General features: G+C 60.6%; 10 protein-coding genes. All 10 read left to right on the top strand.

The window, feature by feature from the left end; genetic code table 11:
• The coding region (locus AB1555_13210) for a hypothetical protein (protein MEW6247648.1) at positions 1-419 on the top strand (419 nt) is incomplete at its 5' end.
• Positions 420-834: 415 nt separating this feature from the next.
• Entirely contained in the window at positions 835-5,700 is a 4,866-nt protein-coding gene (locus AB1555_13205; GenBank protein MEW6247647.1) for a multicopper oxidase domain-containing protein, read from the top strand.
• Between the two features lie 308 nt (positions 5,701-6,008).
• Positions 6,009-6,920 carry a carboxypeptidase regulatory-like domain-containing protein gene (locus AB1555_13200; GenBank protein MEW6247646.1) on the top strand — a complete coding sequence of 304 codons (912 nt, stop codon included), beginning with the start codon at positions 6,009-6,011 and terminating at the stop codon, positions 6,918-6,920.
• 17 nt (positions 6,921-6,937) lie between these two features.
• The gene (locus AB1555_13195; protein ID MEW6247645.1) at positions 6,938-7,891 is read left to right on the top strand and encodes a carboxypeptidase-like regulatory domain-containing protein; all 954 of its coding nucleotides are present in this window, start codon (positions 6,938-6,940) and stop codon (positions 7,889-7,891) included.
• A gap of 124 nt (positions 7,892-8,015) precedes the next feature.
• Entirely contained in the window at positions 8,016-9,398 is a 1,383-nt protein-coding gene (locus tag AB1555_13190; protein MEW6247644.1) for a HEAT repeat domain-containing protein, read from the top strand.
• Between the two features lie 260 nt (positions 9,399-9,658).
• A complete protein-coding gene (locus tag AB1555_13185; protein MEW6247643.1) occupies positions 9,659-10,453 on the top strand; it encodes a hypothetical protein in 795 nt (264 codons plus the stop codon).
• Between the two features lie 179 nt (positions 10,454-10,632).
• The gene (locus AB1555_13180; GenBank protein ID MEW6247642.1) at positions 10,633-11,616 is read left to right on the top strand and encodes a methyltransferase; all 984 of its coding nucleotides are present in this window, start codon (positions 10,633-10,635) and stop codon (positions 11,614-11,616) included.
• Positions 11,617-11,684: 68 nt separating this feature from the next.
• The gene (locus tag AB1555_13175) at positions 11,685-12,401 is read left to right on the top strand and encodes a DUF420 domain-containing protein (GenBank protein ID MEW6247641.1); all 717 of its coding nucleotides are present in this window, start codon (positions 11,685-11,687) and stop codon (positions 12,399-12,401) included.
• Between the two features lie 45 nt (positions 12,402-12,446).
• Positions 12,447-12,911, top strand: coding sequence for a PCP reductase family protein (locus AB1555_13170; protein ID MEW6247640.1), 465 nt, complete (start codon positions 12,447-12,449; stop codon positions 12,909-12,911).
• Positions 12,912-13,012: 101 nt separating this feature from the next.
• Positions 13,013-14,104: a hypothetical protein gene (locus tag AB1555_13165; GenBank protein MEW6247639.1), complete on the top strand. Its 1,092-nt coding sequence runs from the start codon at positions 13,013-13,015 to the stop codon at positions 14,102-14,104.
• The last annotated feature ends 10 nt before the right edge of the window (positions 14,105-14,114 follow it).

The following is a 14,114-nucleotide window of genomic DNA, read 5'->3' as shown; positions in this document are numbered from 1 at the left end:
TGCGGGCCGGCGTGGCCGCCTACTTCGCCGACGCCGACGAGACGATCCGGTTGGTGCGGCACCGGTGGGCCGCGACCCGCCCGGAGGAGGCCGCCGCGTGGCAGGACCAGGCCGAGCAGCACGCCTCAGCCCAGGCCGGCATCACGTTGATCCAGGTCAGCGTCGCCCTGGATCAGTTGTTGGAAGTCGTGGCCCAGGTGGCCGGTGCGATGTACGAGGACGGGGCGCGCACGACCCGGCGGAGCAGCCTCCTCCTGGTCGGGGGGAGCCTGGTGCTGGTCGCCCTGGTCCTATTCAGTCGACGGGTTCGAGCTACCCTGCCTCCTGTCAACCATGTAGTAAGTGCCTCGCACCTACCAGAAGCGTCGCTGTCCGAGAATCAACCTGACAGAGAGTTCGTCACTCACAATAAGCACTGAGATTTATAGAAACAACCTCCGAGGCAGGTCGTCGAGCCATCTGGTCGGCGTCCAAACACAAGAATCAAAGAAGTCTCTTTTATGGACCGTTGGCTTAGCCTCTAAGTGACCGTGTCTTCGACGTTTTGCTGCTACCGCCATAGCTCTTCTCTTTCCACCTCGTCCTTCTGTTCTGCTGGATGATCCCCGATGCTTGCATCACCACAATGTTGATCGCGGAGAACCCCTACCGTTCAGTTTTTCGGGGTTGACAGCGCAAAGCGCGCTGAGTATCTTAGCACTCTCGCAAGGCGATGCTATCCTGTCAGTTTATCGTGCATGTCGAAGAGGATCTTCTACAGCCCACCAGTCTGAGCGATGTTACCGTGTGACCATCATCGTTCGTTGTAATTCCATTTTCGAAGGAGGCCGGTCCATGCATCACCAGAAGGTACAGTTTCATTTTTTAAGCCGTGTGCTCAGCGTGGCGGCGGCGGGAGTGTTGCTGTGGCTCCCGTCGGCTGTATCGGCTGAGACCTCGTCCCACGAGGGCCATGCCGCGGCGCAGCACACCGCCATGGCCCACCAGACGCCGGATTGGGCCGAGAAGCTAAAAGGGCAAACCATCGTCGAGGACACGATCGTCGGCAGGCCCGATCGTGCCGCGATGGTGGAGCAACAGCACCAGCGCATCATGGAGCACATGGCCCATGATCCGCAACTGCAGCAGGTCAATACCGGCATGTACAACAACATGTCGATGATGCACCAGTACGGCGCCGGCGGACAGGATTTGATGCTGGTGTCGGACCCGCGTGTCGAGCCGGTTTCGACGACGACGAACGGCAAATGCCCCGCCACCGCGCCGGTGAAGTCCTACGATATCTCCGCAATCAACGTCGAAATCACGCTCAACCAGTGGCTGGATTTTTATCCCGGCTACATGTACGTGCTGACCGAGAATATCGACAAGGTTCGCGAGGAGGAGGCCAAGAACAAGGAGGCGCGGGAGAAAGAAGGCTATGATCCCGGCGCGGTGCTGCCGGGTGTTCAAGCGCAGTGGATTCAGCCGCTCGTGATTCGCGCCAACCAGGGCGACTGCGTCAAAATCAAACTGCAGAACAAGCTGGAAGGCGGCGAGGACGTGAGCCTGCACATTCACGGCTCCAGCATGGTGGTCAGCGCCACCGGCAAGCCGGCGACCACGACGAATCCGGACTCCATCGTCCCCGAAAGCAAGAGCCAGGATTTTGAATGGTACATCCATCCGAACACGCAGGAAGGCGGGCGGCAGTTCCATACCTACGCCAACGATCGCGAGCTGACGGTGATGGGGCTGTTCGGTGTGTTCGTGGTGGAGCCCAAGGGGTCCGAATACCTCGAACCTCTGGGAGCAGGTGACCCCACTCCGGCCAAGAGCGGCTGGCAAGTCATGATTAAGAACGGCACGGGGCCGGACTTCCGCGAGTTTGTGCTGATCTACCACGAGGTCGGCGACGAGGCGTTCCGTCCGGTCAATAAGAAGGGCGACTTCCTGCCGCAGCGCGATCCGCTGACGGACGCCTATCGGCCGGGCGGCCGCGCGATCAACTATCGCAGCGAGCCGTTCGGCATCAATAACATGCACGTGCAGCACGAGTACTTCGGGTTCGAGGACGAGTCGATGGGGTACAGCTCCTATACCTTCGGCGACGCCGCCCCGACGATTCCGCGGTCCTACATCGGGGATCCGGCCAAGTTCCGGCTCGTGCACGGCGGCTCGGAAGTGTTCCACTCTCATCACCCGCACGGCGGCTCCATCCGGTGGCCGCGGAGCCCGCGGGCGATCGACGACATGCCCCTGTGGGCCACGGCGGTGAATGGGCCGGTGAAGTATCCGGTGATCCGGCACAAGACGGACCGCGTGGACGTCGAAGTGATCGGGCCCTCCGAGGCGCTGGATCTCGAGACGGAGTGCGGGTCCGGTCTCTGCCAGCAGTTGGCGGGTGATTTCCTCTTCCACTGCCACGTGGCGCATCACTATGTGGCCGGCATGTGGGGGTATTGGCGGGTGTACAACACCCTGCAGGTGGGCGAGTACCGGAATGACACGATGCCGGATCTGCGGGAGTTGCCCGACCGCAAGGGACGCATGCTGGTCGGCGTGCCGTCGGACAAGCTGATCGGTACGACGGTCGATTGGTACGGGAAGACGTTCCAGATCGTCGACAAGGGCAAGAGCAACTGGAAATCGAACCCCGCGGTGATCAACATCCAGGACTGGGTCGCGATGCAGTTGCCGCCGCAGGGCAAGCCCGGTCACAAGGATGATGAAGTCGGGCAGATCAAGTCGTACGACGCCACGGTGTTGGACTGGGTTTGGGAAGGCACTCGGGCGATGAGCGAGAAAGAGAGCACGATCGATAATCCCAAATATAAGTCCACGCATCCGGGAAAGCGGCACCCGATCCTGTTCGAGCCGCGGACCGGAAAAGTGGCCTGGCCTCATCTGACGCCGCACTTCGGCAAGCGGGTGATGTTTTCCCCGAACCATGTCGGCGCGCCCTGGCTGGAGATGATCCGCCGGGATGCCGACGGCGAAGAGAGCCTGGATCAGGCGCTCCCGGGGGAAAACGGACGGTGGAGCTTGTGTCCGGAGAATGCCGGCCGGAAGTCCTACAACGTCCACTTCATCAAGCTGCCGATCAAGATTGCGAAGGCGCAGGGCAAGGAGCCGCCGGTCGTCGATCCAAACGGCTTGATCTTCGTCCTGCATGAGGAAGAAGCCGCGATTCGGGCCAACGATGACCTGAAGTACCCGTTGGTCGTGCGCGGCAACATCTATGATTGCGTCGATTGGACGCTCACCAGCGAATGGGAGGACGACGATTACACCAACTTCCAGTCGTCCAAGATCAACACGCACTGGCATTTCCTGCAGTTCGACAACCAGGCGTCGGACGGCGTGATCACCGGCTTCTCCTATGAGCAGTCGGTTCGGCCGTTCACGATGCTGGAAAAGAAGAACAAGAAGGGGCTGCCTGCGCCGATGAACACCGTCTTGACGGCGCCAGCCAAAAAGGGCGCCAAGACCATCACGGTGAAGAATGCGGCGCAGTACCATCCGAACACCTTGATCCTGGTCGGCGCGGATAACGTCAAGGGGAATGAGGTGGCGCGGATTAAGGGAATCAAGGGCAATACCATCACGCTGACGAAGGGGTTGAAGAACGACCACCCGGCGAACGACATCATCACGGTGGAGTTCGTGCGGCAGCGGTTCTGGGTGGATGCCGATGTGGGCACGGTCTTCTGGCACGACCACGCGTTCGGCGCCACGACCTGGCCGCATGGCGGATTCGGCACCTTCATCGCCGAGCCGGTCGGATCGACGTATCACGACCCGAAGACCGGGAAGGAAATCCGGAGCGGCCCTGTCGCCGACATTCACACGATCGAGCCGGTGGGCCATGGCGTGAACGGCAGCTTCCGGGAGCTGATGGTGCAGGTGCACGACACGGTGCCCCACACTGTGAACATCGTGACCGCTGGCAACCCGCCGGGGCAGCCGGTCGAAGTGGCGCTCGAAGCGGGCAAGACCGTGTCGTTCATGATGCCGGAGAAGATCTATATGACGCCGATGCCGTTCCTGAACGGCGGGACCCACACCACCGGGAGCGGTCTTAACTTCCGGGCCGGCCCGATCGCGCAGCGATTGGCCAGCAATCCGGAACCGTCGCAGATCTTCAATAGCGCGATCCATGGCGATCCCTACACGCCGCTGCTGCGGGCGTACGTCGGGGACACCATGGTCTTCCGCCTGTTGCATACACTGATGAATGAAACCATGACGTGGACCGTGTCCGGGCACACGTTCCTGACCGAACGGTACGCCGGCGACGCGAATCGAAAGAACTCGATTCACATCGGGATCGCCGAGCGCTATGACCTGGTTGTGCCGCAAGCCGGCGGGCCGCGGTTGCAGCCGGGCGATTACATCCATTTCAACGGCCGTTCCTCCAAATTCTCCGAAGGAGCCTGGGGCATCCTTCGCGTGTACGACAAGGAACAGCCGGATCTGAAGAAACTGCCGGCGGGATATTCGGGTAAGAATCAGATTCCGAAGCCGCTGCCGGTCTGCCCGGCCGACGCGCCGGTGAAAACCTTCAACGTGGTCGCGATGGATTACCCGTCGATGAAGTTCAACCCGAAGGCGCCTGAAGCCATCGAGGTGGACTTCGAGCGGAAGATCCTGATCACCAACCCTGACGCGAAGATTTACGCGCTCGAAGAAGAAGTGTCCAAGGTCGCGGAAGGCTTGCAGCCGATGCCGCTGACTCTTCGGGTGAACGTCGGGGATTGCGTGAAGATCAACCTGAAGAACAAGCTGAAGGCGAGCCGCGCGTCGTTCTCGGCGATCGGATTGGCCTTCGACCCCAAGGACTCGCTGGGTGCGAACGTGGGCAACAACCCGGGCGATCAGACGATCGCCCCCGGCGAGGCCCGCACCTACACCTACTATGCGGATCCCTTCATCGGGGAAACCACGTCGTTGGTGTGGGACTGGGGCAACGTGATGTTGAACCCGCGCAACGGGTTGTTCGGGGCGATCATCGTCGGGCCGAAGGGGTCCAAGTACCGCGATCCCAAGACCGGCGCCGACATTTCCCTCAAAAACGCCTGGGCGGCGGATGTGATCATCGATCGGACGGTGCCCGGGAACGAGACCCGTCCGAACTACCGGGACGTGGCGCTCTTCTTCCAGGATGAAGACAACATCATCGGCACCAGCTTCATGCCGTACGTGCAGAACGTGGCGGGTCTGGTAGGCGTGAACTACCGGTCGGAGCCGTACAAGTATCGTGAAGAGGCGGGCTGCTCCTTGGGCCGCATCTTCCAGCCTTGCACGGCCGACAAACCCGAGGATCCGGCTACGCCGATCATCGAGGCGCACGCGGGCGATCCGGTGCGTATTCACATCCTGGGGGCGAGCAACGAGCAGAACGGAATGTTCAGCGTCGAGAAGCACGAATGGCCGATCGAGCCGTACATGCGGGGAGCCGACATGATCAGCGTGGTCGAGTTCTCCGGCTCGGAGGTCCTCGATGCGTTCATTCCATCGGCGGGCGGTCCTTATCGGCTGGCCGGCGATTACGTGTACAGCAACCAGCGGTTGCCGTATTCGCAGTCCGGACAGTGGGGCTACCTCCGCGTGCTGCCGGCGGGGGATCAGCGTCTCCTGCCGCTGGCTGGGGCCGCGCCCGGCGTGAAGAAAGCCGAGACGGAAACACCCGCTCAGGCGATTCCGGTGGCTTCCAAGTAAACCGAAGCCGCTCGCCTAAGCGATGTCCGAACCAAAAGGGGGGGAGCCGAGGCGGCTCCCCCCTTTTTCTTAGCGCCCGCTGTTGTGTAACATGAATATGTTGTGCTTCAAAACAGTCATCGTGCATCATGGCCCTTCGGGCACCCTGCAGGATGAAAATGCTTCTCACCCACCCCTCTCCATGGCCCATTGGCCGAGACCCCTTGCATTCTTCAGAGCAATGGGCGCCCCGGGAGAGGGAACGAGGATAAGCTGGAGCTGTTGGCTATTCTCAAAGCAGCAGTGAAAAGAGCAATGCGGAGGGTTCCATGTTGGCGTTGATGGTTGTGGTGGCGATGTCGCTGGTCGCGGCTGACGTGTCGCCATCCTGGGGATATGAAGAGATCGCGGTGACGGACGGAGGAACCATTACCGGCAAGGTGACGATGACAGGGGGCAAGCCGACGCCCAAGGGGTTTAATCTGATTACGTTCCCCGATCCCGTCTACTGCGGACGGATTTCGACGGGGACGGGTTGGCGCATTCTCGATGAGTTCACGATCGCGCCGGACGGCGGACTCAAAGACGTGGTTGTCATGCTGACCGACGCGACAAAGGGGAAGCCCTTCAAATTCGAGCCGCCGACCATCGAGGCGCGCGACTGCCGTTTTCTGCCGTTCGTGACCGTCGTGCGCGACAAGGCCGAAGTGACCGTCGTCAACATGGACCCGGTCATGCACGACATTCAGGCGTACGAGACATCGCATCTCGGCCCCCGCGTGCTGTTCAATACCCCGTTGCCGATGAATCCGCATCACCGCCGCATCGTCGGCGCCGACAGTCACGAGCACCTTCCCGGCCAGCCGATGAAACAAACGATCAACATGACGAAGGGGCGCCGTATCTTTGTCATGCAATGCGGGTTTCACGCCTACATGGAAAGTTGGGGCATGGCGGTGGAGAATCCCTATTATGCGATCACGGACAGCGACGGCTCGTTTACGCTCACCGATGTACCGCCCGGCGAATATACCTTGGTTGCCTGGCATCCCCAGGCCGGGCCGATGCTGGAACAGAAGGTCACGGTCGGGCCAAGGCAGACCGTCACGGCGTCTTTCCAGTTCAAAGCTCCGACCGGGCGACGGAGCGCTCATGAAATCGTCGAGAACCCCCACTTCGGGTTAGAAGCGCTCGGGAAGTCGTTGGAGATCAGACCGACTCTCTTGCTGCAAAAGCCCTGAACAAGGCTGGAGGGAGCATGAAGGTGCGCACGCTGGGCTGGAGGGAAACAGGCCTGTTCATGACGGTGTTCGCGACCGGCATCCTGGCGGTCGCCGCTTTAGCCGGTCCGCCCGTTGCCCGGCCTTACGAGGTGGTCGAGGTGACGCACGGCGGCACGGTGACCGGCAAGGTGACTTTGGACGGGGAGCCGCCGAACCCGAAAGGATTCAATCTGATTACATTCCCTGATCCGATTTATTGCGGCCGCATTTCCAACGGCAAGGGATGGCGGTTGCTGAGGGACTTCGTTGTGGACTCCGCGGGCGGGCTCAAGGACGCCGTGGTGGTGCTGGAGGGTGTCGCAGCGGGCAAGCCCTTCGAGTTGTCGGTGCCTCGGATCGAAGCGCGGGATTGCCAGTTTAATCCGTTCGTCACCGTCGTCCGTAACGGGCATGCGGTGGAAGTGGTGAACATGGACCCGGTCATGCACGACATTCAGGCCTACGAGACGTCGCTGGAACTCGGGACGCGGGTGTTGTTCAACTCGCCGTTGCCGATGAATCCCAACCACCGGCGCGGCGACATCCACGCGACCCACGAACACTTGCCGGGTAAATCCATGATCGAGCCGGTGTCGCTCAGCAAGGGCCGCCGGACGTTCTACATGCAGTGCGGATTTCATGCCTATATGGAAAGCTGGGCGATGGCGGTCACCAGTCCGTATTACGCTGTGACCGATCGGACCGGCTCCTATCGAATCGAGAACGTGCCACCGGGGACCTATCAATTGGTCGTCTGGCATCCTCAAACCGGACCGATGCAGGCGCGTTCGGTGACTGTGGCGGCGGACGGGACGGTCGTCGAGAATTTCTCGCTCCAGGCTCCGAAGGGGCGCCGGACGGCGTTTCAAGTCATGGACAACCCCCGTTTCGGCCCGGAATCCCTAGGGTATCCGGTCGAGATCGTGCCGTTGGTTGAACATCAGCACTAGCGGCTATGCCGTCATCCCTCCCGTTGTATGTCGTAAACCTTGCGTCACTCGTGCGGCCCTTTTCTCAAGGACAGGACGCCTGCCGTATGCCCTGCCGCTTTTGTCAGTTAGAGGCACATCCTCGATGAAATGGCGCTCGACGACGATCGCTCGCCAAATATGGGCCGTATTCCTCACGGGTCTGCTCGTGGAGGCTCTGTTCTTCGGCTTCCTCGTCTTCGCCGCAGACTCCGCCCGCCCGTCCATCGCGCTGAAGGATGCGCAGGCTGCGTTCGAAAAGAAGCAATACGCGCAATCACTCGAATTGCTCGACCGACTCGCTCGCGAAGGGATTCCATCCGTCGATGTCAGGACGCTTAAGGTCAGGACGTTGCTGAGGCTCGGGCGGCCTACAGACGCGCTGACCGAATACGAGCGACTTGAAAATCAGCTCAAGCGGGACGATGAGCCGCTTTTACGCGAGATCGCGATCGGATTCATCACGCCTTTATTGAAAGACATGCGGGAGCAGATGCGGGGCGCCGCCTACACGGCCCTCAAAGAGTTGGACGCGGACGATGCGATCCCGTATTTCGAGGATGGGCTCAGCGACGGATCGGGTCTGGTGAGGGCCCTGGCCGCAGAGGGCCTGGGACGCCGGGGAGCGGGCCGCCGCTCTCCCCGCTTGCGAAAGGCCTTGGAGGATCAGGCGGGATTGGTGAAAGCCGCGGCGATCAAGGCATTGGGACGGGCGGGAGATCGCTCGATCATTCCGGCACTTGAACGTGCCCAGGGCGATGAACTGCCGATCGTGCGCGCCGCCGCCTACGGGGCGTTGTTCCGGTTGGGGAGGAAGGAGGCCTGGGATCAGCTCCGGCGCTCGGCGGAAGCCTTGAACCCGGAGGAACGCGCGGCGGCGTTGCGCGTGATGGGGGAGTTAAAAGAGGCCCAGGCCTATCCGATTCTGATCGAGGCGATGGACTACAAGCAGCCGTCTGTCCGAGGGGCCGCGGCCCAGGCGCTGGGAATGCTGGACAAGCCGGAAGCCGCTATGTCGCTGCAACGGGCGCTGGAGGACCCTGTCCCGGCCGTACGGGCCACTGCAGCCTTGAGCCTTGCAGAACTGGGCTCGAAAGAACCGGTCTCGGCGCTCAAACAGGCGTTGGCCGATTCGAGTCCAATGGTGCAAGCGAAGGCGGTAGCGGCCTTGCTTCGCTTGAACGAACCATACGAGTCGGTCGCGCCGGTCATTCGTAAGCTGGCTCAGCAAAACGACCCCGGGGTAAGAGCGGAAAGCGCAAAGGCGTTGGGGAGTGCTACCGGCGCGAATGCGAGAGAGGCGGTGGAGGCCCTCCGCACCCTGTTAGTGGACGCCCTGCCGCTTCCGCGCATGGTCGCCGCCCGCTCGTTGGGACATATCGGAGTTCGAGAGGCCGTTCCTATTCTCAAGGCGGCGTTGAGGGACCAGGATGAGGCCGTCCGCGCGACTGCGGGCGGAGCCCTGGCGCGTCTCCTTGCTCTTCGTTGATGGAACGTCGAACCATAGAAAAAACTGGCGGTCGCTCTTAGTTCTGACTTTTCAGGTTGACACTCGCTCCGGATTTACTGTATACAGGCGTGTCTACCATCTCGCCTCACGTTCTCTACAGTGCTTGGAAGACTGCCAGAGCGGTTTTTTGTAAGCGAAGAGCGACGTGTGGGCTCCTCGCTGCCGGTGGCTTCTGTGAAAGCGCGGAGTTCACGCGAGGGTGTTTGACGATCGTTATTCATTCACAAGGAGGCAGTCCTATGAAGAAGGGTGTGTTGACAGTAGTATATGGTGCGGCGCTCGCGGCCTTTTTGGCTGCGCCCCTCACCGCTTTTGCCGGGGGGACGATTACCGGCAAGGTAACGTATAACGGTAAGCCTGAGGAGAAGGAATTTCTTTTCTCCAAATTCCCGAATCCGAAGTTCTGCCCGAAGATCGGCACGGAGGGAAAGAAGGCGGATTTGGCCAAAGGGGATAAGCGCATCCTTAAGACCATTGAAGTTGCGAAAGACGGCGGATTGAAAGCCGCGGTCGTGGCCGTTACCGATATAGAGGACAAGGCTTGGATGGACGGATACAAGGGGACCGACGTCGTGGCCGAGTTCTGCGAATTTCAGCCCTATACCGGCGTGGTGGTCAAGCAGAAGAATTTCCATGTCGAGAACCATGACGCGGATCCTGATGATCCGAAGTCCGTGAAGGGGGTGCTGCATAACCCGCATTCCTTTGAAGTGCTCGGCTCCAGCTCGAGCACCGTGTTCAACATCGGTCTGGCCGAAAAGGGTTCCAAGCTCGACAAGCCGGTGGTGTTGCGGAAGAAAGGCTCCATGTTCCGTTTGCAGTGCGACCAGCACGAGTTCATGCAATCTTTCTTTCTGCCGGTCACCAACCCCTTTTATGCCGTGGTGAAGGAGGATGGGACCTTCGAGATCAAGGACGTGCCGGCGGGGAAGCACAAGCTGGTCGCCTGGCATCCCTTTGCGGGAAAAGTCGAGATCGACGTCGATGTGCCGGAAGGCGGAAAAGCTGACGTCAAGGCCGAGATCAAGAAGTAGACGTATCGACGCCGCGTACTCGCTGCGACTACAAGAGCAGCGGCCTAGAGGGGCCGCTGCTCTTTGTTTTTTGTGCCTCCCTCTACGCTCTCCGGTTCTTGCCTTTCTCTTTCCGGTATAGGTAAGATGCGAGAATTTCCGGCGATCCTTCGCGGACCGCTCGAGAGGAAGGACGGAGTGTGTCACGGGAACTGTCACTCGCTGAAATCTTCCAGCTTGGATACTATTGGGAAACCAAGATCCTGCTCACAGCCGTGAAGCTGGAGGTGTTTTCCGTGCTGGAGGGTCGAGCGAAGAGCGCAGCCGAAGTCGCGGAGCGGGTCGGAGCCGATGCGCGAGCCCTGATGCTGCTGATGAACGCCCTGGTCGCCATGCGGGTTTTGACGAAGAATGGCGACCGGTTTGCCAATACGGAGACTGCGATGCGGTATCTCGTCAAACATGCACCCCAGTATATCGGCCATCTTTTATTGTTGCACGATGCCGAATGGGACAACTGGGGGAAGTTGGAGGAGACGGTCCGAACCGGACGATCGCCGGTCAGCCGTCACGTGTTTGAAACAGATCCTGAGCTGGGCAGCAACGTCCTCTCCGTCTTGCACCGGATCGGGCAACAGAGCGGACCGGAGTTGGCCAAACGACTCAAACTGGACGGCGCACGCACGTTACTCGACCTCGGCGGCGGCGCTGGGACCAATGCCATCGCCTTTTGCCGGACCTACCCGCACCTGACCGCGACGGTCTTCGATCTGCCGGCAACGCTTCGCCTCACCGAATGCACGATCAAGGAAGCCGGATTGGAGGATCGCATCAGGCTGTTGCCGGGGGATTTCAACCGTGATGCGTTGGGAGGACCCTACGACGCGGTGTTGATGTCCGATATCCTCCATTACCAGGATTCCTCCACGAATGCGGCGCTGGTGAAAAAGGTGCATGCGCATCTGCTGCCCGGAGGGCGGTTGATCGTGAAGGATCGATTTCTCGATCCATCCGGCACCAGCCCGGCCTGGACGACCGCATTTGCTGTGCACATTCTCGTGAATACGGAGCGAGGGGGCTGTTATACGACCGCGGATGCGCTGCGGTGGATGGCGGAGGCCGGTTTCGACTCGGTCCACGAGTTGGAGCAGACCGCGGTGGTTGAGGGCGTGAAGAAAGTGTGAGGTTAGATGTGGCGATCTGGTGAAGTGGCTCCAGGCTTGAACTTCACAAATCACAAAATCGGACTTGTATGATGGACTGGCTGAAGCAACCCGGGTTCTTCGGGACCCACGCCACACTCGGAGCGGATCTGAGCCAACTGATGGCGACGCTGTTCACGGGGCTGTTTATCGTCGGCTGGTTTCAGGCCAAGCGCGGTCAAGGGCACGCGCACCATTGGTTAATGCTGGGCGGCATGATTGCCATGCTCGCGTTTTTCACGAGTTACTACCTGTTCCGGCAATTGGGCGTTCTGGCGGTGGAAGGCAAAGAGGGATTTGGCGGGCCTCAAGAACTCTACGACTACGTTTTCATTCCCTTGCTTACCGTGCACATCATTCTTGTCATCATCGGGCTTGTCATGGCGATCTATATGATCGTCCTGGGATTCCGCGCCCAAGCCGTCGTCCAGGGCAGGCGTTTGCTCAGGGACGCGCTGTTACAAACCTCTGGAAGGAAGATCGGGATAATTCTCAGCGGGCTCACCGGACTGGCCGTCGTGTTGTTCCTGTTCCGCGCGGCGACCGCCGGGTTCTCGATGCGAAAGCTGGAAGTGTATCTCGGATTCGTGGCCCTTGTCGGCCTTGTGCTGGGGATCGAGACGACGATCCAGCGCATCTGGCCGAACGGCGCCGATCGACATCGCGCCTTGGGCCGTTTCACGATGATCATTTACTGTATCTTGTTCGTGACCGGCAGCACGACGTACACGATGCTCTATATCCTATTTCCCGGGAAGATCGGATGAACCGGTCGATACCGACCTATGTTGGTCTGCGGCTGCGGCAGATGGATGCATACGGAAGGCATCGAAGAGCAGATCGATGCGACCGGGACTGAACGCTGGTTCGTGCGGTCGGAATGCCGCGAATGCGGGTTCCGCGTGGGGGTCGACCTCTCGGCCGATCAGGCTGCCGCCTTCGTTGATCGGTTCATGTGGACCGATGAAGCGCGGCATCGTCTGGATCGGATGCCGCCCTATCTGGCTCCGTTGGTGAAGGAGGAGGTCGAGTCCTACGCCAAAGCCCGCAACCATCGCGTCGTCACCTATGATCTGATCGCCCGAGCCCAGCAGGGAGAGGCTGTCATCTGGGATCATGAGGCGGAACGTCGTTTGAGTAATGTGCCGACGCCTGTCCGCGCAATGGCTCGCGTCGAATTGGAGCGAACGGCGATTGAGCGCGGGCTGTCCCGGGTCACAGTCGAACTCATGGAGGAAGTCAAGGCCAAGTATTTCGGCATGGCCGCGCGAAAGTGAGCCGCCGTTAATTCGGTAAACGGAAATCGTCGTCGCAAGATCAGGATGAGAAATTCTGACGCCCGACGGTTATCGGATAACGGTTCAGGAGAAGGTTCTGGATGCTGCACAGGCTGGCGCTGAGGGTCCTTCCCAGTCTGACCCTGACCGTCACCGAGGACGAAGTCCGGAAACGAAAACGCCGAGCGATGTTGCTTCCCGGACTGGTGGCGTTCGGCGTCTATCGGGCGTTGAAACCCGTGGTCCCGCTGGACGATCCTTTGGTGGTGCTTGGCGTCAGCGGGTTCATCTCCACGGTGACCGCGGCCTGGGCGTACCGGGTCGGGAGAGGGGGGTCTACAGCCCGAGCTTGGCGGGAGGACGGTGTAAGACAGACGGCCTGGCTGCTCGGGTGGGTCGGGTTTGTCTACGGAATCCAGCTTTCTCTTCTGGTCCTGGCGCTCCTGCGCGTGATGGTCGGCTATGATTTCTTCGCCCATCCGGACGGGCCCGCTATGATGGCGATCGTCATCGCATGCACGTCAGTGGCCCGCGATGCCTTTGAGATCGGATATGTTCGTCGGCAGGAACGGAGCGGCAGGCCCTTTCCGACATTCCCCGATGGAATGCAACTTCGATCGCTCATTAGGGACCACACGGCACGGGTCGGCTGGTGGACGGCTACCGGCGCGTTCGCCTGCGCCGGGCTCGCGCTTGCCGGCGCAGGCGTCGTCGGAATGGAGCAGGTGTTGCTCTGGCAGTTGGTTCTGGTCACGACCGGGGCCGGGTCGCTGGCGGTCTTTGCCTATTTCGGGGGACAGCAGCGGCACGGCGGATGGCTGCGGCCTCTCAGCGAGATGGCGTGGAGTGAGTTGTTCAAGTTTTGGTGGTGGCCGGGGTTGGCCTTTGCGGCGACGTATTACCTCTCATTAGTCGGGGCTGCGATCTATCTTTTGCGGTTGGAGACGATCGCCCGGCCGACTCTGGGTCTGATGGCCGGAGGAGTGGGAGGTCTCATGAGCCTGTACGGGTATTACCTCGGGCATCGCCGATCGGTCGAAGATCGTTTGGCTCAGACCGTTCCTGCGTCGCTCTTGCGGTGCCCGTTCGTCATAGGCATCTTATCTAAATCGACGAGGCCTCGGGAGGCAATGAATCTGCAGCCCGCCAATACGGGCCCAGGCGAGTCCGGAGGAAGACCGCCGGGATCGTGAGAGTATGATG

The organism is Nitrospirota bacterium, from assembly GCA_040755395.1.
Lineage (GTDB): Bacteria > Nitrospirota > Nitrospiria > Nitrospirales > Nitrospiraceae > DATLZU01.
The sequence above is the reverse complement of the archived record's forward strand: the minus strand, read 5'-3'. Positions and strand labels throughout refer to the sequence as shown.

Bases quoted from the DNA above. Each gene is read 5' to 3' on its own strand.
- AB1555_13175 (MEW6247641.1), top strand. From the start codon at position 11,685: ATGATGGACTGGCTGAAGCAACCCGGGTTCTTCGGGACCCACGCCACA.
- AB1555_13165 (MEW6247639.1), top strand. From the start codon at position 13,013: ATGCTGCACAGGCTGGCGCTGAGGGTCCTTCCCAGTCTGACCCTGACC.
- AB1555_13200 (MEW6247646.1), top strand. From the start codon at position 6,009: ATGTTGGCGTTGATGGTTGTGGTGGCGATGTCGCTGGTCGCGGCTGAC.
- AB1555_13170 (MEW6247640.1), top strand. From the start codon at position 12,447: ATGCATACGGAAGGCATCGAAGAGCAGATCGATGCGACCGGGACTGAA.
- AB1555_13205 (MEW6247647.1), top strand. From the start codon at position 835: ATGCATCACCAGAAGGTACAGTTTCATTTTTTAAGCCGTGTGCTCAGC.
- AB1555_13185 (MEW6247643.1), top strand. From the start codon at position 9,659: ATGAAGAAGGGTGTGTTGACAGTAGTATATGGTGCGGCGCTCGCGGCC.
- AB1555_13190 (MEW6247644.1), top strand. From the start codon at position 8,016: ATGAAATGGCGCTCGACGACGATCGCTCGCCAAATATGGGCCGTATTC.
- AB1555_13195 (MEW6247645.1), top strand. From the start codon at position 6,938: ATGAAGGTGCGCACGCTGGGCTGGAGGGAAACAGGCCTGTTCATGACG.